Below are 22,916 nucleotides of genomic sequence, written 5' to 3'. Positions count from 1 at the left end.
CCGAATGTCAGACTTGACCCCGGTGTTTTAGCTGTCGAGGTGGGAGATCAGCAGGCGGCGGTTGTCGTCGCCGCCGCTGGCGGTCTTGTGTTCGACCACCAGGCGCGAGTTCTGCGCGTCCAGCGATATGCCCACCGACAGGATGTCGATCAGCAGCAGCTGCAGGATGCGCGAGATCATCGACAGGAAGGTCGTGCTGTCTTCGCTGTGGTCGACCGCCAGGCACACGCTGGCTTTCTTGGCCAGCGGCGAGTTGCTCGACGTGATGGCGATGACGTCCGCCCCCGCCGCCCGCGCCGCGTCGACCGCCGCCAGCAGGTCCGGCAGCTTGCCGGAATTGGAGATGGCGATCACCACATCGCCCGGATTCAACAGCTCGGCCGCCAGGGTCAGCAGGTGCGAGTCGCCATAGGCCGAGGTCGGAATACGGAAACGGAAGAACTTGTGCTGGCCATCCAGCGCCACCACGCGCGAATTGCCCATCGCGTAGAACTCGACCCGCTTGGCCTTGGCCACCAGCGCGATCGCCTTGTCCAGCGAACGCACATCCAGCTGGTCGCGGAATTTCAGGATCGCGGAAACAGTATTGTCGATGACCTTGGCGCTCAGGTCGTGCGTGCTGTCGCTGACGCGCACCTGGCTGTGACGCACAGGAATCGCGCCGGTCAGGCTGCTGGCGAACTTCAATTTGAAATCGGCCAGGCCCAGGAAGCCCAGCGAACGGCAGAAACGAATCACGGTCGGCTGGCTCACTTCGGCCAGGCGCGCGATGTCGGCGATCGGTTCGTTCAGCACCAGGCGCGGCTGCTCCAGCACCAGCTGCGCCACGCGCTGCTCGGCCGGCGTCAGCTCGTGCTGCAAGTGCTGCACGCGCTCCATCAGCGTGTTGGCGCCGCTGCGTCCGCGCAGGTGCTCGGACAAAATCGTCGCCACGCCGTAGAACGCCGGGTTGGGCGTGGTGATCACATAGGTCGGAATCTCCGACAGGTAGCTGGTGAAACGGCCCTTGGCCTCGAAGCGCGTGCGGAACGGCGACGAGGCGAACCACTCGCCCATGCGCGGCACGATGCCGCCGCCGATGAACATGCCGCCGAACGCGCCCAGGGTCACGGCCAGGTTGGCGGTGGCGCCGCCCAGCATGGCGCAGAAGCATTCCAGCACTTCCAGGCACAGCGGGTCTTTGTCGGTCAGCGCGCCGGCCATGATCTCCTGCGACGTCAGGTCGCGCACCTGGCGTCCATTGCGCTTGGCGATGGCGCGGTAGATGATCTCCATGCCGGGGCCGGAGATCAGGCGCTCGGTCGATACGTGCGACCAGGTCTGCCAGGCGTACTGCAAAATCGAATATTCGCGCTCGTCGGCCGGCGCGAAGTTGGTGTGGCCGCCTTCCGAACCCAGCGTGACGAAACCGTCCACGGTCGGGATCACGCCCGACACGCCCAGGCCGGTACCCGGCCCCAGCACGCCGATGACGGAATTGGAGGCCGGCTTGCCGCCGCCCACCTGCATCAAATCGGCCGGCTTCAGGCCCGGCAGCGACATCGCCAGCGCGGTGAAGTCGTTCACCACCAGCAGCGTGTGCAGGCCCAGCGCGCGGCGCACCTCGTCGGTGGAGAATTCCCAGTCGCGGTTGGTCATGCGTACATGATCGCCGCTGACCGGATTGGCCACCGCCAGCGCCGCGTGGTTCAAGGTGACATCGGAGTGGTCCGCCAGGTAGGAGCGCAGCATCGCCACGATGTCGGTGTAGTCGTCGCACTTGAGCACGCGCACCGCGCGGAACTCGCCGGGCGCGGTCTGCAAGGCGAAGCGGGCGTGGGTCGCGCCGATGTCGGCCAGCAGGCGCGGGCCGTCGGCGAAGGCGGTGCGGTGCGGTTCAGTTTTTGATCTACTTCAGCTTGTTTCATCGTCAATTCAGTCAAAACAGTTGGCGGAAGCATACCCGAAATACGTAATGTTAAGAAGGAAATTCCCGCGCCCGTCACTCCCGCGTTCCTACCACCGTCACTCCCGCGCAGGCGGGAGTCCATGCTGAGTATGGAGGGAATTCAGGCAATGCCTGGATTCCCGCCTGCGCGGGAATGAACCTGTCAGCGGGCGTAACCGAACCAGGCACCGAAGGCCGGCAGCTGCACCTGGCCATCCACCACCGTGCCCGGCAGGCCGTAGCCGTCCATCTGCTCGGCGCCCACCGCCTGCGGCAGCGCGCAGCTGACCGGCTCCGCACCCAGGTTGAACACGGCGATGATGCCACGCTCCCCTTCTGCATCGCGGCGCAGCGCCAGCACCGGTTCCGGCGTATCGAAGAACTGGATCGCGCCGCGCGTCAGCTGCGGCAGCTTGCGGCGCCAGGCGATGAACTTGCGGGTGAACTCCAGCGACGACGCCGCATCGCCCTCCTGCACCGAGGCCGCCTTGGCCAGGTGGTCCGGCGATACCGGCAGCCATGGCTTGCCTTCGGTGAAGCCACCGTTGGCGTCGCTGGTCCAGGCCATCGGCGTGCGGCAGCCGTCGCGGCCCTTGAACTCCGGCCAGAAGGTGATGCCGTACGGGTCCTGCAGCAGCTCGAACGGCACGTCCGCCTCGGCGAAGGCCAGCTCGTCGCCCTGGTACAGGCACGGCGTGCCCTTCAGCGACAGCTGCATCGCCAGGATCATCTTGGCGAAGGCCACCGGCGCGTCCGGGCCGCCCCAGCGGGTCGCCACGCGCTGCACGTCGTGATTGCCGACCGACCAGGAAGCCCAGCCGCCCTTGACGCGCGCTTCGAAATTCTCCACCTGCTTGCGGATGTAGTGCGACGAGCAGGTCGGCACCAGCAGGTTGAAGCTGTAGGCCATCTGCAGCTTGTCGCCGTCTGCGGTGTACTCGGCCATCACGGCCAGCGAATCGTCGGCGCCCACTTCGCCGATGGCGACCGCCTTGTATTCATTCAGCAGCGCGCGCAGCTTCTGCAGGAAGGCCAGGTTCTCCGGGCGGCTCTTGTCGTAGATGTGCGCCTGCATGCCGTAGGGGTTGACGTCCGAGACGGTGGCGGTGTCGCGGTTGACGGCCGGCGGGTTGCTGCGCAGCTCCTGGTCGTGGAAGTGGAAATTGCAGGCGTCCAGGCGGATGCCGTCGACGCCGCGCTCCAGCCAGAAACGCAGCGCGTCCAGGTGCGCCTGCTGCACTTGCGGGTTGTGGAAATTGACCTGCGGCTGGCTGACCAGGAAATTATGTAAATAGTATTGACGACGGCGCGTGTCCCACTGCCACGACGAGCCGCCGAACACCGACATCCAGTTGTTCGGTGGATTGCCGTCCGGTGCCGGATCGGACCAGACGTACCAGTCGGCCTTGGGATTGTCGCGGCTGGAGCGGCTCTCCTTGAACCACGCATGCTCCTCGGCCGTGTGGGCCATCACCTGGTCGATCATGATCTTCAGGCCCAGGCTGTGCGCCTTGGCGATCATCACGTCGAAGTCGGCCAGCGTGCCGAACATCGGATCGACATCGCAGTAATCGGAGATGTCGTAGCCGAAGTCCTTCATCGGCGACTTGAAATAAGGCGAGATCCAGACGATGTCCACGCCCAGCGATGCGATATAGTCCAGCTTTGCCGTAATACCAGGTATATCGCCGATGCCGTCACCGTTGGTGTCGTTGAAGCTGCGCGGGTAGACCTGGTAGATGATCGCCTCGCGGTACCAGTCCTGGGAGTGCGGGGAAACTTGTGTAAGTTGCTTAGTCATAAGAAAATCCGGGGTTGGCAAAGCTGGATATGAGTTTGTAGACAATATACATCACGAATATGGTTTTTTCAATCCATGAGGCACTTGCGGATTAATACAATTAATCCATAAAAATCAATATCTTACGAATAAACACAAGAATTCGTCGGATAAAAATAGTAGTCAAACTACACAAAATCAGGAGAGAAAATAGTGAGCAATACCGGCAACGGGCCGATGCCCCGGCAAATTCCCTACATCATCGCCAACGAAGGCTGCGAACGTTTCAGCTTCTACGGCATGCGCAACATCCTGACGCCGTTCCTGCTCAGCACCTTGCTGCTGTTCGTGCCGATGGCCGACCGCGCCAGCGAGGCCAAGCACGTATTCCACACCTTCGTCATCGGCGTGTACTTCTTCCCGCTGCTGGGCGGCTGGCTGGCCGACCGCTGGTTCGGCAAGTACAACACGGTGTTCTGGTTCAGTCTGATCTACGTGGCCGGCCACGCCTGCCTGGCGATCTTCGACGACAACCTCAAGGGCTTCTACTTCGGCCTGTTCCTGATCGCGTTCGGATCGGGCGGCATCAAGCCGCTGGTGGCGGCCTTTGTCGGCGACCAGTTCGACCAGACCAACAAGAACCGCGCCAAGCTGGTGTACGACGCCTTCTACTGGATCATCAACTTCGGCTCCTTCTTCGCCTCGCTGCTGATGCCGCTGTTCCTGCGCGACTACGGCCCGGCCGTCGCCTTCGGCATCCCCGGCATCCTGATGGCAATCGCCACGCTGGTGTTCTGGCTCGGCAAGCGCAAATACATCCACGTGCCGCCGGCCGCGCCGAATCCCAATTCCTTCAGCAGCGTGGCCCGCACCGCGCTGATGAGCAAGCAGCCCGGCCAATCGCGCCCCGGCCTGGTGGTGGCCGGCGTCGGCGCGCTGGGCGCGGTGGCGTCGCTGTGCATGACGCCGCAATGGGGCTTCGTCATCGCCGCCTGCCTGGCGCTGGTGCTGGTGCTGGCGTTTGGCGGCATCGGCGTGTCGATGCAGCTGGACCGCGCGCGCGGCCTGCACAGCGATGAGGCGGTGGAAGGCGTGCGCTCGGTGCTGCGTGTCCTGATCGTGTTCGCGATGGTGACGCCGTTCTGGTCGCTGTTCGACCAGAAGGCATCGACCTGGATCGTGCAGGCCAACTCGATGAACAGCCCGCTGCTGAACATCTTCGGCTGGGAATTCACGCTACTGCCGGCGCAGATGCAGGCGGTCAATCCCATCCTGGTCATGCTGCTGATCCCGTTCAACAACCTCGCGCTATTCCCCATCATGCGCGCGATCGGCATCACGCCGACGCCGCTGCGCCGCATGGGCATGGGCATCGCGCTGTCGGCCGCCGCGTGGGTGGTGATCGGCATGATCCAGCTGCGGATGGATGGTGGCGACAAGGTGTCCATCCTGTGGCAGCTGCTGCCGTATGCGCTGCTGACGCTGGGCGAGGTGCTGGTGTCGGCGACGGGGCTGGAGTTCGCCTACAGCCAGGCGCCGGCGCCGATGAAGGGCATCATCCTGAGCTTCTGGTACCTGGCGGTCACCATCGGCAACCTGTGGGTATTGATCGTCAATGCGGGCGTGAAGAACGACGCCGTCAGCGCCTACATCGCCACCAGCGGCTTGAGCGTGATCGCATTCCAGATGTTCTTCTTCGCCGCCTTCGCCCTGCTGGTCGCGGCGGTGTTCGCGCTGTACGCGCTGCGCTACAAGATGGTTGACAATTATCGAATGGATGCTCCAAAGGTCGCGTAAGCTTGGCAGTCATCTCAAAAGAAGAATCGACAGGGATGGCTGCCCAACGCGACCCATTTGCGCCCGTAATTGCCGGGAAAATCCAAATCGTAAGAGAGCAAAAAATATTGCTCGATAGCGACTTGCCGGACTTGTATAACGTTCCTACAAAAGTTCTGATGCAAGCCATCAAACGAAATAGCGAACGCTTCCCATTAAACTTTATGTTTCAGCTGGCCGATTCGGAGTGGATGGCTTTGAGGTCACAATTTGTGACCTCAAAGACCGGACGCGGCGGACGGCGCTACGCCCCCTACGCGTTCACCGAACAAGGCGTCGCCATGCTCTCATCAGTGCTTGGCAGTGCCACAGCAATTGCGGTAAATATCGAAATCATGAGAACGTTCGTTCGCATGCGTGAGGCATCTATATCGAGCAAAGAACTCGCGTTGCGGCTAGACCAGCTAGAAAGCAGAACCTCTTTGCTTTCTATACAAAATGACGACCTTAGACAATACACACACGCCCATATCAAACAGATATTTGAGGTCCTACGCCAACTGACAATCAAACCCGAGCCCGCGCCTAAACGGCCGATAGGTTTTATTGTTCCGGAAGAAAAATAACGTCGCAGTACAGAAAGTATCAAAACTACAGATTTTGGATTACCATAACCGGCAAATACAGGGGTATTTGCCGGTTTTTTGTAGCCGCACTACCTAAATCTATAGTTTTTGGGAGGCGGCGATATGGGTGGTAAGCATTTGGGGACGTGGCGATGGGTCGCCGGGGTTTCTGTTGGCGGCGCGCTGGCGTTGACCTGTATGGCGGCTGCGGCGGCCGATGCGACGCTCGCTGCTTGCGATGGGCCGTTCGCCACCGTCCTGCAGCCAGCCGTCGTCGCCGATGCGCGGGCTTACTGGCTCGATCACCAGCTGATCAAGTGGCCCGGCGCCGATGCTTCCGGCGGCGCTTTCAAACTCTATTACTCCGCTTCCGCTGCGCTGCATACGGCGCCTGGTGCGCGCGTGTCCGGCGCGGATGGCTCGCTGGCCTTGGCGCGCTTTGACGGCAGCTTGCCGTCCGATGTCGCGCAGCGCTTTAAATTCGTCGGCAACGGCGCGGCGCTGACGCTGGCCGCCACGGATGCGGCGCGCCTCGGCGGCGTGCTGACGCAGCAGGTCATGCTGGTGCAGGAGGCCGATGACGGCACCGTGCGCGACGCCACCGCACTGCAAATCGCCGGCGCGCTCGATGACTTGTATGCGGGCGCCGCCAACGCGCGCGATCTGGGCGTCAGTGTCGGTGGCTCGGGCGCGCAATCGCGCAAGCAAACCGGCTTCAAACTCTGGGCGCCGACCGCGCAACACGTTGCGCTGTGCACCTACGCCAGCGGCTCCGGCAAAGCCTCCGCCATCACCACCATGCAGCGCGACGCTGCCACCGGCATCTGGTCCGCGCACCTTGATGGCAACCGCTCCGGCCAGTACTACCAATACCTGGTGGACGTGGTGGCACCATCGACAGGCCTGGTACGCAACCTCGTCACCGATCCCTACTCGATCAGCCTGACCACCGACTCCAAACGCAGCTACATCGCCAACCTGAACGCCCCCAATCTGAAGCCCGCCGGCTGGGACAAAACCCCCGCCCCGAAAAAGGTCGCAGCCCAATCCGACATGACGGTCTACGAACTGCATGTGCGCGACTTCTCGATCAACGACGGCACCGTCAGTGCCGCCAACCGCGGCAAGTACACCGCCTTCACCGAAGCCGGCTCCAACGGCATGAAGCATCTGGCAGCGCTCAGCAAGGCCGGCATGACCGACATCCACCTGCTGCCGGTATTCGACATCGGCAGCGTGCCGGAAAAAGGCTGCGTCACGCCGGCCATCCCGGCCGGTCTGGAGCCGGACAGCGACGTGCCGCAAGCGCTGGTCGCCAGGACCCAGGCCACCGACTGCTACAACTGGGGCTACGACCCATACCACTACAACGCGCCCGAAGGCAGCTACGCCACCAATCCGGCCGATGGCGCCAGGCGCATCATCGAGTTCCGCCAGATGGTGCAGGCCCTGCACAAGACCGGCCTGCGCGTCGGCATGGACGTGGTGTACAACCACACCTTCATCGCTGGCCAGAACGAGAAGTCGGTGCTGGACCGCGTGGTACCCGGCTACTACCACCGCCTGAACGCCAACGGCGCGATCGAGCGCTCCACCTGCTGCGACAACACCGCCACCGAAAACCTGATGATGGCCAAGCTGATGATCGACTCCGTCGAGCAGTGGGCCGTGCAGTACAAGATCGACTCGTTCCGCTTCGACCTGATGGGCCACCAGCCGCGTGCAGCGATGGAGCAGTTGCAAGCCCGCGCCAACCGCGCCACCGGCCGACAGATCAACCTGATCGGCGAAGGCTGGAACTTCGGCGAAGTGGCCGACGGCGCGCGCTTCGTGCAGGCGTCGCAGCTGTCATTGAACGGCAGCGGCATCGGCACCTTCAGCGACCGCGCGCGCGATGCGGTGCGCGGCGGTGGTGCCGGCGACAGCGGCGTGCAGATAATCACGCAACAAGGCTACATCAATGGCCTGGTGTACGACGCCAACGCGCAAGCGGGCGCACGCCCTGCCAGCGACCTGCTGCAAGCGTCGGACCTGGTCAAGGTCGGCCTGGCCGGTTCGATCCGCAGCTACCCGCTGCAAACCTGGGACGGCAAGACGCAGCAGCTGCAGGACATCGTCTACGGCGGCAACCAGCCCGCAGGCTACGCCAGCGAACCGGGTGAAGTGGTCAACTACGTCGAGAACCACGACAACCAGACGCTGTACGACATCAACGCCTTCAAGCTGCCTCGCACAGCCACCAGCGCCGAACGCGCGCAGGTGCAGATGCTGGGCGCCGCCATCAACGCCTTCAGCCAGGGTGTGGCCTACTTCCACGCCGGCTTCGATATCCTGCGATCCAAATCGCTGGACCGCAACAGCTTCGAATCGGGCGACTGGTTCAATCGCCTGGACTGGAGCTACCAGGACAACTACTACGGCACCGGCGTCCCGCGCGCGGAAGACAACGGCAAGGACTATGACCTGATCAAGCCACTGCTGCGCGACGCCGCCATCAAGCCGTCGCCGAAAGACATCGCCTACGCGCGCGACGCCTTCCGCGATCTGCTAGCGATCCGCTCCAGCAGCACCCTGTTCCGCCTGCGCACGGCCGCCGACATCAAGCAGCGGCTGCGTTTCCGCAACACCGGCAGCGGCCAGGTGCCGACCGTGATCGTCGCCCACCTGGACGGCGCCGGCTACGCAGGCGCCAACTTCAAGTCCATCACCTACCTGATCAATGTCGACAAAGTAGCGCAACGCGTGACAGTCGAAGAAGAAAAGAATCGCCGCTACCAACTGCATCCGGTGCACACCAACATGGCCGCAGCGGACAAACGCGTGGCCCTGGAAGCCAAGTACGACGCCACTTCCGGCACGTTTGCAATTCCGCCACGCAGTGCCGTGGTATTCGTAGAAAAGAAGTAAACACCGTGCTATCTTTTCGGCTCCCTGTCGAGCCGGAAAGAGCACATAATGAGACACAACCATATCGCAGCGCTGTTTACGCTGACCTTTACGCTTACCCTCGGCGCATGCGGCGGCGGCGACTACACCGCGCAGGCAAACCGCGCACCGGTCGCCGCTGCAGGCCCCGCACAAGGCGTGGCGGCGGGCACCTCGGTCAAGCTGGCGGGCAGCGGCACCGACGCGGACCAGGACATCCTCAGCTATTCATGGACGCTGACCAAACCCGCAGGCAGCACGGCCGTCCTGCTGAACTACCACGTCGCCACACCGACCTTCTTTGCCGACCTGCCGGGCGTCTACGTCGCCACGCTGACCGTCAACGACGGCAAACTCGATAGCGCGCCATCGTCCGTCATCATCACCGCGCAGTAGCCGACACACCTTGTTTAGTAATCGGCCAATAAACACGGCGGCCGCCCGGGGCGGTTGGTTTCCGGCGATGGCATAACTGCTACACTGGTTTTCGCCAGTCACCACCGCCAAAAATATGAAACCGTACACGCTCGCGCTGCCCCTTTTCCTGTTTGCGCTGACCGCTTCCGCCGCGCCCATCGCCGATCCCGTCGAATGGATCAATCCCCTGATGGGCACCGCCAGCAAGCCCGAACTCTCGAACGGCAATACCTATCCGACCATCGCGCTGCCGTGGGGGATGAACTTCTGGACGCCGCAGACAGGCAAGATGGGCAACGGCTGGGCCTACACCTATGACGCCGACAAGATCCGCGGCTTCAAGCAAACGCACCAGCCGTCGCCGTGGATGAACGACTACGGCCAGTTCGCCATCATGCCGGTCACCGGCAAGCTCAGATTCACGCAGGACGACCGCGCCAGCTGGTTCTCCCACAAGGCGGAAGTGGCCAAGCCCTACTACTACAGCGTCTATCTCGCCGACGCCGACGTGACCACCGAAATCGCGCCGACCGAACGCGCCGCGCAGTTCCGCTTCACCTTCCCCAAGACCGACGAGGCCTACGTGGTGGTGGACGCCTACGACAAGGGTTCTTACATCAAGGTGCTGTCGGCGGAACGCAAGATTGTCGGCTACAGCACGCGCTACGCGCGCGGTCCGCTGCCGAAGAACTTCAAGAACTACTTCGTCATCTACTTCGACAAGCCATTCGCCTCCACCCACATCTGGAGCGGCGACAAAATGGTGAGCGATGTCATGGAGCTGGCCAGCGAACATAGCGGCGCGGTGGTCGGATTCAAGACCGAAAAAGGCGAGAAGGTCGGCATGCGCGTGGCCTCGTCCTTCATCAGCGAAGAACAGGCGGAGCTGAACCTGAAGCGCGAACTGGCCGCCGACAGCTTCGACGCCACCGCGCAAAAAGGCAAGGACGTGTGGAACAAGACGCTGAGCCGCGTCAGCGTGGAAGGCGGCAGCGATGCCCAGACGCGCACCTTCTATTCCAGCCTGTATCGCATGCTGTTCTTCCCGAACAAACTGTATGAGATCGACGCCAACAACCAGATCGTCCACTGGAGCCCTTACAACGGCAAGGTACTGCCGGGCTATATGTTCGCCGGCACCGGCTTCTGGGACACCTTCCGGGCGCTGTATCCCTTCCTGAACCTGATGTACCCGTCGATCAACCGCGAGATGCAGGCCGGCCTGGTCAACGACTACAAGGAAGGCGGCTGGCTGCCCGAATGGTCCAGCCCAGGCCTGGCCGACGTCATGATCGGGAATAACTCGGCATCGGTGGTGGCGGAGGCCTACGTCAAAGGCCTGCGCGGCTACGACATCGACACGCTGTGGCAGGCGTTGAAACACGGCGCCGACAACGAAGGGCCGATGAGCGCCGTCGGCCGCGCCGGCGTCAAGTACTACAACGAACTTGGCTACGTGCCGTACGACGTCAAGATCAACGAGAACGCCGCCCGCACGCTGGAATATGCGTACGACGATTTCGCCATCTACCAGCTGGGCAAGGCGCTCGGCAAGCCGCAGTCGGAGATCGGCATCTACGCGCAGCGGGCCATGAACTACAAGAAGCTGTTCGACCCGGAGACGGGCCTCATGCGCGGCAAGAACCAGGACGGCAGCTTCCAGTCGCCCTTCAATCCGTTCAAATGGGGCGACGCCTTCACCGAGGGGAACAGCTGGCACTACACCTGGTCCGTGTTCCAGGACGTGGCCGGGCTGGTGGACCTGATGGGCGGCCGCGAGAAGTTCGTCGCCAAGCTGGATCAGGTGTTCACGCTGCCGCCGACCTTCGACGAAAGCTATTACGGCGATGTGATACACGAGATCCGCGAAATGCAGATCGCGAACATGGGCCAGTACGCGCACGGCAACCAGCCTATCCAGCACATGATCTACCTGTACGGCTACGCCGGCGCACCGTGGAAGACGCAGTACTGGGCGCGCGAAACCATGAACCGCCTGTACAAGGCCACGCCGGACGGCTACTGCGGCGACGAGGACAACGGCCAGACCTCGGCCTGGTATGTGTTCTCGGCGCTGGGCTTCTACCCGGTCACGCCGGCGGTGCCGCAGTACGTGGTCGGCGCGCCGCTGTTCAAGAAGGTCACGCTGCGGCTGGAGAACGGCAGGACTGTGGTCATCAACGCACCGGCCAACAGCGACAGCAAGCGCTATGTCAACGCGCTCCAGGTCAACGGCAAGCCGTATTCGAAGAACTGGCTGAGCCACGCGGGCCTGATGCAGGGCGCGGTGCTGGACTTCGATATGTCGGACAAGCCAAACACGCAGCGCGCCACCGCACCGGCCGATGCGCCCTACTCGCTTTCGACGGACCGCTGAAGTAACCCCGCAAGCCCAGGGTCAGACCCCGAGGGGTCTGACCCTTGTGTATCGCAGTGCGGGGTGAAGGCATCTACTCCTGGCCGACCAGAATCACGGCGTTCTTCGTGCCGAAGTTGACGCTGCCACCTTTGACGACGGCAGTTTTGCCGGAGTAGTAGTCCTTGACCTTCTGGCCGTTGGCAAACACGCCGTGCAGATTGATGCTGGCGGGTTTGTCGGTCGGCAGGTCCAGCGCGACGACGACCTTGTCGTGCAGCGCGCCCTGGTCGTAGGTGCGCTTGAAAACGTAGGGCTTCGCTTGCAGCTGCTGGTGCACGCCCGCGCCCACCGCCACGTGATCCTTGCGGAACAGGCCGATCTTGGCCCAGTGCGCGCGCACGTCGGCGACCTTGTAGCCATCGCGCTGCGCGTTCTGCGCCAGCTCGTCCCAGTTCATGAAGGAGCGCAGCTTGGCGTCGCCCACCGCATCGGCCACGTCCAGCTTGCGCGCGGTCTCGTCGCCGTAATAGATCTGCGCGGCGCCGGGCGCCAGCAGCAGCTTGTTGGCGCTTTCGAACGGCTTCTTGCGCGACGCATCGAACGGCTTGTCGTAGTCGTGCGAGTCGATGTAGTTCAGCACCGAGTAGCCATCGAGCGCGCCGCCATGCAGCATGCTCGAATAGCTGCTGAACAGCGATTCGTAATCCTTCTCGGCGTCGTACACCAGCCCGAAATTGATCAGGCTATTGAAGCCGCTCTGGTAGTAGTTGGCGGTCTGGCCGCCACCAAGGTCGAACACCTGGCCCTGCGCGATGTTGTAGTTAAAGACTTCCGCCGTCGAATAAAACTTGTCGTCGCCGAGCTTCTTGTCGGGATTTGCGCGCTTCCAGTCTTCGAAGGCCGCAGCGGCCACGGTGTTCAGTTCCTTCCATACCTTGGCCTCGACGTGCTTGACGGTGTCGGCGCGGAAGCCGTCGACGCCGTACTTGCGCACCCAGTCCGAATGCCATTTCATCAGGTAGTAGCGCGGTGCACGCGGATAGCCGGTGCGGGCGAAGAACTCATTCAACTCCTTCACTTCGCGCTCGAAGCGCCCTTCGCGCTGCCACTTGGCCGCCAGGTTCTCCGGCAGTTCGACCGGCGTATCGCTGTCGGTGCGGAAGTCTGGCAGGTTCTTCACCAGCGTGCATTCGATGGTGGTCTTGGCGTCCTTGTAGGTGCACTGCGGACCGGTGCGCACCCAGTCGTCCGGCCAGACATAGTCGGTCTCGGTGACCGGGCCGGTCTGGTTCATCACCACGTCCAGCAGCACGCGAATGCCGTGCGCGTGCGCGGCATCGACCAGATTGCGGAAGTCGTTTTCCGTCCCCAGGTTGGCGTCGACGGCGGTGAAGTCGGCGGCCCAGTAGCCGTGGAAGCCGTAGGACTTGCCGGTGCCTTCATCGGTGCCTTCGTGGATCTGCTCCACCGGCGGCGACACCCAGATGGCGCTCACGCCAAGGCTGTCGAAATAACCTTCATTGATCTTGCTGGTGATGCCGGCCAGGTCGCCGCCCATATAGCCGCGCAGCGGGGCGGCGTCCGCCTTGCGGCCGTAGGCCAGATCGTTGCCGACATAGGCGTTATTGAAACGGTCGGTCAGCATGAAATAGATGGTGGCATTCTCCCACAGGAATGGCTTGCGCGCGGCCTGCCTGGCGGCCGGCTGGGCGCTGGCAGCCGGTCCAGCTGCGGCTACGCCTAATGCCAGCGCCAAAGTCATTGCAAGGGGAGTCAATTTCATGCTGTCGTCCTTTATCGAAGTTTTATGTGGTGACGGTCGGGCGCGCGCGCCCGGTCCATCCGGCGATGCCGCCAACCTGCTCGGCGATGAGTATCAATGCGGACAAGGCCTGCTGGGTGGGCAGATGATGGTAGGCTGGATCGCTTTCGTAGCGCTCCAGGTAGACGCGCAGGGTCGCGCCCTCGGTGCCGGTGCCGGACAGGCGGAACACGATGCGCGAGCCGTTGGTCATGACGATGCGTATGCCCTGCTGCGTGGCCACCGAGCCGTCGACCGGATCGGTATAGGAAAAGTCATCGGCGAAATCGACGACGTAATGGCCCAGGTCCTGCCCCGCCAGCGTAGCCAGCTTGATGCGCAGGGAAGCCATGAGTTCATTGGCGGCCTCGGTTTCAACCGCCTCGTAGTCATGGCGCGAATAATAGTTTCGGCCGAAGCGCGCCCAGTGCTCGCCCACCAGCTGTTCCACCGATTTGCCGCTGGCGGCCAGCAGGTTAAGCCAGAACAGCACGGCCCATAAGCCGTCCTTCTCGCGGATGTGGTCCGAGCCGGTGCCGTAGCTCTCTTCGCCGCACAAGGTGGCCTTGCCCGCATCCAGCAGCGTGCCGAAGAACTTCCAGCCGGTCGGCGTTTCGTAGCACGGGATGCCCAGCGCATCGGCCACGCGGTCGGCCGCACGCGAGGTCGGCATCGAGCGGGCGATGCCTTTCAGGCCGGCGCGGTAGCCCGGCGCCACGCTCGCATTCGCGGCCAGCACGGCCAGGCTGTCGGACGGCGTGACATCGAACCTGCGGCCGACGATCATATTGCGGTCGCCGTCGCCGTCGGAGGCGGCGCCGAAGTCGGGCGCATCGTCCGCCGCCATGATGGCGATCAGCTGCGCGGCGTTGACGGGGTTGGGGTCCGGGTGATGGCCGCCGAAATCCTCCAGCGGCACGCCATTGATGACGGTGCCCGCCGGCGCCCCCAGCATGCCTTCGAGGATGGCCTTGGCGTAAGGGCCGGACACCGCGTGCATGCCGTCGAAGCACATGCGGAAGCCGCGGCCGAACAAGGCCTTGATGGCGTCGAAGTCGAACAGGCGCTGCATCAATTCCGCATAATCGGCCACCGGGTCGATCACCTCCACATCCATCTGCTCGATGCGCGAGGCGCCGGGGCGGTCGATGTCGATGGCAGGCGCGTCGCTGATGCGGTACTGCGTAATGCTTTCGGTGCGCTGGTAGATCGCCTCGGTCACGCTCTCCGGCGCGGGGCCGCCGGCGGCGATGTTGTACTTGATGCCGAAGTCGCCATCCGGCCCGCCCGGATTGTGGCTGGCCGACAGCACGATGCCGCCCAGCGCACCGTGCTTGCGGATCACACAGCTGACGGCGGGCGTCGACAGGATGCCGCCCTGCCCCACCAGCACCCTGGCGAAACCGTGGGCGGCCGCCATGTGCAGGATGGTCTGCACCGCTTCGCGGTTGTGGAAGCGGCCGTCGCCGCCCAGCACCAGCGTTCTGCCGGCGCAGTCGCCCAGCGTGTCGAACACGCTTTGCACGAAGTTTTCGAGATAGGCAGGCTGCCGGAAGGTGGTGACTTTTTTCCGCAAGCCCGAGGTGCCCGGCCGCTGGCCAGAAAACGCCTTGGTCGCTACGATTTGTATGCTCATGTTCGCTCCGCACAGGTAAAGGATAGTATTCGCAGCCTCTGTTGTACCTGTTCCGGCAAACGGGCGGCGCGCGAATACGTGATCAAGCGAACAATCTTACATCAGTGTCCGGCCGGTTCGGCGTTGTCCCGCACGGCCAGCGTCAGCACGCCCGCCACCACCATGCATACGCCGCCCAGCATCAGGGTCTTGACGGTATGGCCGGCGAACCAGTGCCTGGTGACGAAACCCAGCAGCAGGCCGCTGACGATCTGCGGGATGGTGATGAAGAAGTTGAACACACCCATGTAGTAGCCCATGCGCTTGGCGGGCAGCGCGCCGGCCAGGATCGCGTACGGCATGGTCAGGATGCTGGCCCAGGCGATGCCGACGCCGATCATCGGCACGAACAACAGGTTCAGGTCATGGATGGAGTAGATGCTGAACAGGCTGATGCCGCCTATCGTCAGGCAGCTCATGTGCACGAACTTGCGGCTGGTCTTGCGCGCGAAAATCGGCAGGATGAAGGCCGCCAGCGCGGAGACGCCGCTGTAGACCGCAAACATCACGCCGACCCGGTTGCCCGCTTCCTGGAACGCCACCGATTGCGCGTCGGTGGTGCCGAACACGTTTTCGCCGATGGCGGAGGTGGTGTAGATCCACATCGCGAACAATGCGATCCAGGAGAAGAACTGCACGGCGGCCAGCTGCACCATGGTCTTCGGCATCTTGGTGAAGCCGCCCATGATCTCCTTGAGCGCATGGCCCAGGCCCTTGGTGCGGCGCTGCTCGGCGCGGAACGCTTCCATGTCCTCGGGCGGCGTTTCCTTGACGGTGAGGACGGTCCACAACACGGCCAGGAAGTAGATGGCGCCGCCGGCGTAGAACGAGTAACGCACCGTGTCGGGGATCGCGCCGTTGACCGGCACGTTGCTCACGCCGAGGAAGTCGGCGAAGATGGTCGGCAGCAGCGAGGCGATCACCGCGCCCCAGCCGATGAAAAAGGTCTGCATCGCGTAGCCGGCGGTCTGCTGCGATGAACCCAGCTTGTCGCCGACGAAGGCGCGGAACGGTTCCATCGACACGTTGATGGCGCCATCCATCAGCCACAGGACCACGACGGCCATCCACAGCGCGGTGGAATTGGGCATCAGGAACAGCGCGATCGACGCCAGCATGGCGCCGACGAAGAAGAACGGGCGGCGGCGGCCCCAGGTCGGATGCCAGGTGTTGTCGCTCAGGTAGCCGATAATCGGCTGTACCAGCAGGCCGGTGACCGGCGCCGCCAGCCAGAACAGGGAGAGGTCGTCGGGATTGGCGCCCAGCGTGGAGAAAATCCGGCTGGTGTTGGCATTTTGCAGCGCAAAGCCGAACTGGATGCCCAAAAAGCCGAAGCTCATGTTCCATAACTGCCAAAACGACAGTATGGGCTTGCTGCTGGAAGATTGCATGCTGCGTGTCCCCGACTATTTCTGAAATTTGTAGCAAAATAACACGCAGCCTGATACGTGTCAATTGAAAGAGTTTCCCAGTAAAATAAAGGAAACAAGCCATCCCAAGGGCAGAATTTTGTAGTCAAATGTAGCCAAACAACAAAATCATAACAACCTGAGAGACCACGAACTTACATGAAAAGCAACTCCATCGCCAAACTTACGGCCGTGCTGCCGCTGCTGGTCGTCAGCCAGGCCGGGCAGGCGCAGAACGCCGACCGCAAATTCGACAGCGCCACCCGCAACGGCGGCCAGCTGGAAGTCCGCACCAGCGACGGCGGCTATGTCATCAAACCCTACTCCGCCGGCATCGTCGAAACCACCTTCGTGCCGAACGGCGAGCAGCTGGACCCGGCATCGCACGCGGTGGTGCTGGCGCCGGCCGCCGTCCGGACCACGCTGACGACTAAACCCAACAGCATCGAATATGCCACACCCGGCATCGTCGTCACGATTACCAAGTCGCCGTTCCAGATTTCGTATGCCTACAAGGGCAAGCGCCTGGTCGCGGAGAAGCATGGCTACGTGAAGATCCAGGACGACCCGGCCACCGGCAGCAAGGATATCAACAAGGGCGAAGCGCGCACATTGGAAGGCATCGAGTTCGCGCTGGATAAGGACGAAGCCTTGTACGGTGCCGGCGAGCGCGCGGTCGGCATGAACCGCCGCGGCCATCGCTTCACCTTGTACAACAAGGCGCACTACGGCTACGACGACAAGTCCGAACAGATGGGCTACGCGATGCCGGTCGCACTGTCGTCGAAAATGTACGCGCTCCATTTCGACAATCCGCAAACCGGCTACCTCGATTTCGACAGCGCGAAGAACGACAGCCTGACCTACGAAACCATCGGCGGCCGCAAGACCTATCAGGTGATCGCCGGCGACAGCTGGGAAGACGTGGTGGGCAACTACACCAGCCTGACCGGCAAACAACCGCTGCCGCCGCGCTGGGCCTTCGGCAATTTCGCGATGCGCTTCGGCTACCGCAACGAGGCCGCGGCGCGCGACACCGTCAACAAGTTCATCGCCGACGACATCCCGCTCGACGCCATCGTGTTCGACCTGTTCTGGTTCGGCAAAACGATCAAGGGCACGATGGGCAACCTGGCCTGGGACAAGGACAGCTTCCCCAACGCCACCGGCATGATCGCCGACTTCCAGAAGAAAGGCGTGCAGACGGTGGTGATCACCGAGCCGTTCGTCCTCGATACCTCCGCCAAGTGGCAGGAGGCGGTCGACAAGAAGGTGCTGGGCATGGACGCCAACGGCGCGCCGCTGACCTATGACTTCTACTTCGGCCACACGGGGCTGATCGACATCTTCGGCAAGCCGGGCAAGGACTGGTTCTGGAATATCTACAAGGGCCTGCGCGAGCAGGGCGTGACCGGCGTCTGGGGCGACCTGGGCGAACCCGAACTGCATCCGGCCGGCATGCGCCACGCCACCGGCAGCGCCGACCAGCTGCACAACATCTACGGCCATCAATGGGCACGGCTGGTGGCGGAAGGCTACCGGCAGGACTTCCCCACCGAGCGCCCCTTCATCCTGATGCGCGCCGGGTACTCCGGCACGCAGCGCTACGGCATCATCCCCTGGTCCGGCGACGTGGACCGGAGCTGGGGCGGTTTGCAGGCGCAGCCTGAAATCTCGCTGCAGATGGGGATGCAGGGCGTGGGCTATATGCACTCGGACCTGGGCGGCTTCGCCAATCCGGTGCTGGACAATGAGCTCTACACGCGCTGGCTGCAGTACGGCGTGTTCCAGCCGATCTTCCGCCCGCACGCGCAGGACGAGGTGCCGTCGGAGCCGGTCTACCGCGAAGACCGCACCAAGGCGCTGGCGCGCGAGGCCATCCGCCTGCGTTACCGCCTGCTGCCGTATAACTACACGCTGGGCTTCGACAACAACCAGAAAGGCCTGCCGCTGATGCGCCCCATGCTGTACGAGGAGCCGGGCAACGCCAAGGTGCGCGCGATGTCGTCGACCTACTTGTGGGGCAAGGACTTCCTGGTCACGCCGGTGCTCAAGCAGGGCGCGACCACGGCGGACGTCTACTTCCCTGCCCGTAGCGCGTGGTTCGATTTCTACAGCGGCGAGAAGCACGCCGGCGGCGCCACCGAGTCCGTCAAGCTGAGCGAGGACCACGTGCCGGTCTACGTACGCGCCGGCGCCTTCATCCCGATGGCCAAGGTGGTGCAGACCACGCGCGATTATTCGACCAAGCATATCGACCTGCACTACTACCACGACGCCTCGGTCAGCGCCGGCACCGGCAAGCTGTATGACGACGACGGCACGACCGCGCAAGCCTACGAACAGGGCAAGTACGAACTGCTGCGCTTCTCCAGCAAGCTGCAAGGCCGCAGCCTGGCCCTGCGCATCGAATCGGAAGTAGGCCAGCAGTACCAGCGCCCCGAGCGCAGCATCGCGCTGCAGGTGCATAACGTGACGGCCCACCCGTCGCTGGTGCGCGTTGATGGCAAGACGGTCATCTTCGTCTGGGACGAGGCGGCCAAGGTGCTGAACGTCTCGCTGCCGGCCAGCAGCCAGGCCGCGCGGAGCGTCGCCATCACCCTGTAAGCGTGTATGATTGTTGGCCATCGAATCGAACGGTTCGATGGCCAACAAGACCATATACGGAGATAGGGAGATGCCAGTGTCACCAAAAATCATCAGCACGCTGTTCGCGCTCAGCGCCATGACAGCCGCCAGCACTACCGTGCTGGCTGCCCCCGCAAAAAAACCAACCGTCGCAGAAGCCGAGCGCTTCCTGACCGACACCGAAGAACGCCTCAATAAGCTGAACAACGAACAGTCCCGGGGCGCCTGGGTCGGTTCCAACTTCATCACCGACGACACGGAAGCCATCGCCGCCTTCTTCGCCGAACGCTATCTGACGGCCGCCGGCGAAGCAGCGATCGCGGCGCGCCGCTTCAACGGCTTGAAGCTGCCGGCCGAATCGGCCCGCAAGCTGATGCTGCTGCAGCAGACGCTGGTCTTCGCCGATGCCAAGGAGCGCGAACAATACGCGCAGCTGCAGGCGGCCATGACCGGCGCCTACGGCAAAGCCAAATACTGCCCGAAGAAGCCTGACGGTACGGCCGATGCCTGCATGGCGCTGGGCGAAATGGAAAAGGTCCTGGCCAAGAGCCACGACGAGGCCAAGCTGAAGGAAATGTGGCTGGGCTGGCACGCGCAATCGCCGTCCTACAAACAGAAGTACGCGGACTACGTCGCGCTGTCGAACAAGGGCGCCAAGCAGATGGGCTTCGTCGACACGGGCGCCATGTGGCGCGCGCAGTACGACATGCCGCCGGAAGCCTTCTCCGCCGAGATGGAGCGCCTGTGGCAGCAGGTCAAGCCGCTGTACGATGCGCTGCACACCTACACGCGCTACAAGCTGCGCCAGACCTATGGCCCGGATGTGGTACCGCTGACCGGCCCTATTCCTTCCCACCTGTTCGGGAATATGTGGAGCCAGAGCTGGACCAATCTGTATCCGCTGCTGAAGCCGGCGACTGGGGCAAGCAGCTTTGACCTGAGCAAGGTGCTGGAAGACCGCAAGACCGACGCCAGGCAGATGACGCAATACGCCGAGCGCTTCTACACCTCGCTGGGCATGCAGAAGCTGCCGCAGTCGTTCTGGGAACGCTCGCTGCTGACCAAGCCGCGCGACCGCGACGTGGTGTGCCACGCCTCCGCCTGGCCGCTGAACGAGAAGGACGACGTCCGCATCAAGATGTGCATCACGCCGACGGCTGAGGACTTCACCACGATCCATCACGAGCTGGGTCACATCTACTACTTCCTCAACTACACCAAGCAGCCCTACCTGTTCCGCAACGGCGCCAACGATGGCTTCCATGAAGCCATCGGCGACACCATCGCGCTGTCGATCACGCCGAGCTATCTGCAAAAGGTCGGCCTGATGGACCAGGCGCCGGATGCCGACGCCGACATCGGCCAGCTGCTGGAGCGCGCGCTGAGCAAGGTCGCGATCCTGCCGTTCGCCTACTCGGTCGACAAGTGGCGCTGGGACGTCTACTCGGGCAAGACCAAGCCGGCCGACTACGACAAGAGCTGGTGGCAGCTGCGCGAGCAGTATATGGGCATGAAGCGCCCTGCGGCCATCGACGCCAGCGGCGCGGGCTTCGACGCCGGCGCCAAGTACCATGTGGCGGCGGACGTGCCGTATGCGCGCTACTTCCTGGCCGATATGCTGCAGTTCCAGTTCCATCGCGCGCTGTGCCGCGAAGCCGGTTATACCGGCCCGCTGCACCGCTGCTCGGTGTACGACAACGCCAAGGCCGGCGCCAAGCTGCAGCAGATGCTGGCGATGGGCGCGAGCAAGCCGTGGCCGGAAGCGCTGAAGGCGATTTCGGGCGAGGATAAGATCGACGGCGGCGCGCTGCTCGACTACTTCGCGCCGCTGAAGACCTGGCTCGATACGCAGAACGCCGCCTTCGCTGCGGCTGAGAAGAAGTAACGCCACCCCGCACGGCGACGCAAGGGTCAGACCCCGTACGGGGTCTGACCCTGAGCGCAAGCCTCGGGGTTCGCGCTAGCGCGCGCCGTAGTTAGGGCGCTTCACATTCATCGCCGCCTGGCAGTGGGCGGCGATGAAGTCTTCGTGGTTCGGCATCTTGCCGGCGCAGTTCTCCACCACGGTCTTGATGGTGCGCAGGTGCGCCTCGATCTGCTCCTGCGGGAACAAATCCACCAACGGATGATAGGACTGCGGCCGCATGCCCTGCCCCAGCATCACCTGCAACCAGCTCACCGACGCGAACATCTCGTCCTTCTCGCGGTAGAAGCGGCCGTGCTGCTTGAACAGGTCCATCTTCTGCCTCAGGCTTTCCGGCACCTCCATCGTGCGGCAGTAGTTCCAGAACGGCGTGTCGTCGCGCTCCGTCGCGTGGTAGTGCAGCACCAGGAAGTCGCGGATCTTATCGACCTCGAAATGCGCCTGGCGATTGAACTCGTCGATATTGTCCTGGTTGAAATCGCGGTCCGGGAAAAAGCTCATCAGCCGCGCGATGCTCGACTGGATCAGGTGGATGCTGGTCGATTCCAGCGGCTCCATGAAACCGCTGGCCAGGCCGATCGCCACCACGTTCTTGTTCCAGAATTGCTTGCGCTTGCCGGTGACGAAGCGCAGCGGCTTCGGTTCTGCCAGCGGCGCGCCGTCCAGGTTCGCCATCAGCTGTGCGGTGGCCTCGTCGTCGCTGATGTATTTGCTCGAATAGACATGGCCATTGCCGATGCGGTGTTGCAGCGGGATGCGCCACTGCCAGCCGGCCGTGCGCGCGGTGGCGCGCGTGTACGGCGTGATCGGGCCGGTCGATACACACGGCACCGCCAGCGCGCGGTCGCACGGCAGCCAGTGGGTCCAGTCCTCGTAGCCGGTGTTCAAAGCGCCCTCGATCAGCAGGCCGCGGAAGCCCGAGCAATCGATGAACAGATCGGCTTCGATACGCTCGCCGTTTTCCATCATGATCGCCGCCACATGGCCATCGCCTTCGCGCACGACGACGTCAGCCACCTTGCCCTCGGTGCGCACCACGCCGCGCGCCTCGGCGAACTTGCGCAGGTATTTGGCATACAGGCCGGCGTCGAACTGGAAGGCGTGGGCGAGGTGCGACACCGGCGAATTGCCTGCCTCGACGGCGCGCATGAATTTGTTCTGCGGCGCGGCCACCGCCGCCAGCGAATACGCGCCGAAGTCCGGCGCCAGCCCGGCCTGATACAGCTTGAGCCAGTAGTGGTGGAACTCGACCAGCCCCATGTCCACGCCGATGCTGCCGAAGGTGTGGATGTAGTTCTCCCCCAGCCTGCCCCAGTCGACGAACTGGATGCCCAGCTTGAAGGTGCCCTGCGTCTCGCGCAGGAAGTCGTCTTCGTCGATGCCGAGCGCCTGGTTGAACAGTTTGATCTGCGGGATGGTGGCCTCGCCCACACCGACGGTGGAGATCTCGTCCGATTCGACCAGGCGCACCTGGTAGTGGCCGCCCAGCAGTTTGGACATGGCCGCCGCCGTCATCCAGCCGGCTGTGCCGCCGCCGACGATCAGGATTTGCCTGATGCGGCGATCCATTTGGTTTTGCTGCATGTCTGTCTCCAGCTTTTTATGTTGTCCGGTATTGTGCACGAAAAACCCCTCGCACCTGTGCGGCAGGCCCGCGCCAGCACTTAGG

The 22,916-nt window shown here is 63.2% G+C and carries 13 protein-coding genes; 7 read left to right on the top strand and 6 right to left on the bottom strand.

Going from position 1 to position 22,916, the window contains the following annotated elements:
• Window positions 1-27: 27 nt before the first annotated feature.
• Window positions 28-1,842 carry a glucokinase gene (locus ACEN9O_RS14685; RefSeq protein ID WP_495618478.1) on the bottom strand — a complete coding sequence of 605 codons (1,815 nt, stop codon included), beginning with the start codon at window positions 1,840-1,842 and terminating at the stop codon, window positions 28-30.
• A gap of 248 nt (window positions 1,843-2,090) precedes the next feature.
• Window positions 2,091-3,728 (bottom strand): alpha-amylase family glycosyl hydrolase, encoded by a 1,638-nt coding sequence (locus ACEN9O_RS14680; RefSeq protein WP_495618257.1) that lies wholly within the window; start codon window positions 3,726-3,728, stop codon window positions 2,091-2,093.
• A 216-nt stretch (window positions 3,729-3,944) separates the two neighbouring features.
• Here ACEN9O_RS14680 and ACEN9O_RS14675 point away from each other — a divergent pair, with 216 nt between their 5' ends.
• The 5 genes from ACEN9O_RS14675 to ACEN9O_RS14655 all read left to right on the top strand — a co-directional run bounded on the left by ACEN9O_RS14675 (window position 3,945) and on the right by ACEN9O_RS14655 (window position 11,828).
• Window positions 3,945-5,504 (top strand): POT-type proton-dependent oligopeptide transporter, encoded by a 1,560-nt coding sequence (locus ACEN9O_RS14675; RefSeq protein ID WP_495618477.1) that lies wholly within the window; start codon window positions 3,945-3,947, stop codon window positions 5,502-5,504.
• Window positions 5,505-5,506: 2 nt separating this feature from the next.
• Window positions 5,507-6,109: an ORF6N domain-containing protein gene (locus ACEN9O_RS14670; protein ID WP_495618256.1), complete on the top strand. Its 603-nt coding sequence runs from the start codon at window positions 5,507-5,509 to the stop codon at window positions 6,107-6,109.
• 123 nt (window positions 6,110-6,232) lie between these two features.
• Window positions 6,233-9,016: a pullulanase-type alpha-1,6-glucosidase gene (gene pulA / locus ACEN9O_RS14665; protein ID WP_495618255.1), complete on the top strand. Its 2,784-nt coding sequence runs from the start codon at window positions 6,233-6,235 to the stop codon at window positions 9,014-9,016.
• Window positions 9,017-9,064: 48 nt separating this feature from the next.
• Entirely contained in the window at window positions 9,065-9,430 is a 366-nt protein-coding gene (locus tag ACEN9O_RS14660) for a PKD domain-containing protein (protein WP_495618254.1), read from the top strand.
• Between the two features lie 115 nt (window positions 9,431-9,545).
• Window positions 9,546-11,828 (top strand): GH92 family glycosyl hydrolase, encoded by a 2,283-nt coding sequence (locus ACEN9O_RS14655; protein WP_495618253.1) that lies wholly within the window; start codon window positions 9,546-9,548, stop codon window positions 11,826-11,828.
• A 73-nt stretch (window positions 11,829-11,901) separates the two neighbouring features.
• On the opposite strand, the gene ACEN9O_RS14650 is transcribed toward ACEN9O_RS14655, so the two are convergent.
• From ACEN9O_RS14650 to ACEN9O_RS14640, 3 genes are all read right to left on the bottom strand, one after another.
• On the bottom strand, window positions 11,902-13,593 hold the full coding sequence (locus tag ACEN9O_RS14650) for an alpha-amylase family glycosyl hydrolase (RefSeq protein WP_495618252.1): 1,692 nt from the start codon (window positions 13,591-13,593) through the stop codon (window positions 11,902-11,904).
• Window positions 13,594-13,615: 22 nt separating this feature from the next.
• Window positions 13,616-15,247 carry an alpha-D-glucose phosphate-specific phosphoglucomutase gene (locus tag ACEN9O_RS14645; RefSeq protein ID WP_495618251.1) on the bottom strand — a complete coding sequence of 544 codons (1,632 nt, stop codon included), beginning with the start codon at window positions 15,245-15,247 and terminating at the stop codon, window positions 13,616-13,618.
• Window positions 15,248-15,348: 101 nt separating this feature from the next.
• Window positions 15,349-16,677 carry an MFS transporter gene (locus ACEN9O_RS14640; protein WP_495618250.1) on the bottom strand — a complete coding sequence of 443 codons (1,329 nt, stop codon included), beginning with the start codon at window positions 16,675-16,677 and terminating at the stop codon, window positions 15,349-15,351.
• 177 nt (window positions 16,678-16,854) lie between these two features.
• Here ACEN9O_RS14640 and ACEN9O_RS14635 point away from each other — a divergent pair, with 177 nt between their 5' ends.
• Together ACEN9O_RS14635 and ACEN9O_RS14630 are read left to right on the top strand one after the other, a co-directional pair.
• Window positions 16,855-19,302: a glycoside hydrolase family 31 protein gene (locus ACEN9O_RS14635; protein WP_495618249.1), complete on the top strand. Its 2,448-nt coding sequence runs from the start codon at window positions 16,855-16,857 to the stop codon at window positions 19,300-19,302.
• Between the two features lie 70 nt (window positions 19,303-19,372).
• On the top strand, window positions 19,373-21,208 hold the full coding sequence (locus ACEN9O_RS14630) for a M2 family metallopeptidase (RefSeq protein ID WP_495618248.1): 1,836 nt from the start codon (window positions 19,373-19,375) through the stop codon (window positions 21,206-21,208).
• Between the two features lie 75 nt (window positions 21,209-21,283).
• Here ACEN9O_RS14630 and ACEN9O_RS14625 read toward each other — a convergent pair whose 3' ends face one another.
• Complete coding sequence (locus tag ACEN9O_RS14625; RefSeq protein ID WP_495618247.1) at window positions 21,284-22,831, bottom strand: tryptophan halogenase family protein; 1,548 nt, start codon at window positions 22,829-22,831, stop codon at window positions 21,284-21,286.
• Window positions 22,832-22,916: the final 85 nt, after the last annotated feature.

This window comes from Duganella sp. Dugasp78 (assembly GCF_059491455.1).
The sequence above is the reverse complement of the archived record's forward strand: the minus strand, read 5'-3'. Positions and strand labels throughout refer to the sequence as shown.

Bases quoted from the DNA above. Each gene is read 5' to 3' on its own strand.
- ACEN9O_RS14680 (WP_495618257.1), bottom strand. From the start codon at position 3,728: ATGACTAAGCAACTTACACAAGTTTCCCCGCACTCCCAGGACTGGTAC.
- ACEN9O_RS14675 (WP_495618477.1), top strand. From the start codon at position 3,945: ATGCCCCGGCAAATTCCCTACATCATCGCCAACGAAGGCTGCGAACGT.
- pulA (WP_495618255.1), top strand. From the start codon at position 6,233: ATGGGTGGTAAGCATTTGGGGACGTGGCGATGGGTCGCCGGGGTTTCT.
- ACEN9O_RS14660 (WP_495618254.1), top strand. From the start codon at position 9,065: ATGAGACACAACCATATCGCAGCGCTGTTTACGCTGACCTTTACGCTT.
- ACEN9O_RS14655 (WP_495618253.1), top strand. From the start codon at position 9,546: ATGAAACCGTACACGCTCGCGCTGCCCCTTTTCCTGTTTGCGCTGACC.
- ACEN9O_RS14650 (WP_495618252.1), bottom strand. From the start codon at position 13,593: ATGAAATTGACTCCCCTTGCAATGACTTTGGCGCTGGCATTAGGCGTA.
- ACEN9O_RS14645 (WP_495618251.1), bottom strand. From the start codon at position 15,247: ATGAGCATACAAATCGTAGCGACCAAGGCGTTTTCTGGCCAGCGGCCG.
- ACEN9O_RS14640 (WP_495618250.1), bottom strand. From the start codon at position 16,677: ATGCAATCTTCCAGCAGCAAGCCCATACTGTCGTTTTGGCAGTTATGG.
- ACEN9O_RS14635 (WP_495618249.1), top strand. From the start codon at position 16,855: ATGAAAAGCAACTCCATCGCCAAACTTACGGCCGTGCTGCCGCTGCTG.
- ACEN9O_RS14630 (WP_495618248.1), top strand. From the start codon at position 19,373: ATGCCAGTGTCACCAAAAATCATCAGCACGCTGTTCGCGCTCAGCGCC.
- ACEN9O_RS14625 (WP_495618247.1), bottom strand. From the start codon at position 22,831: ATGCAGCAAAACCAAATGGATCGCCGCATCAGGCAAATCCTGATCGTC.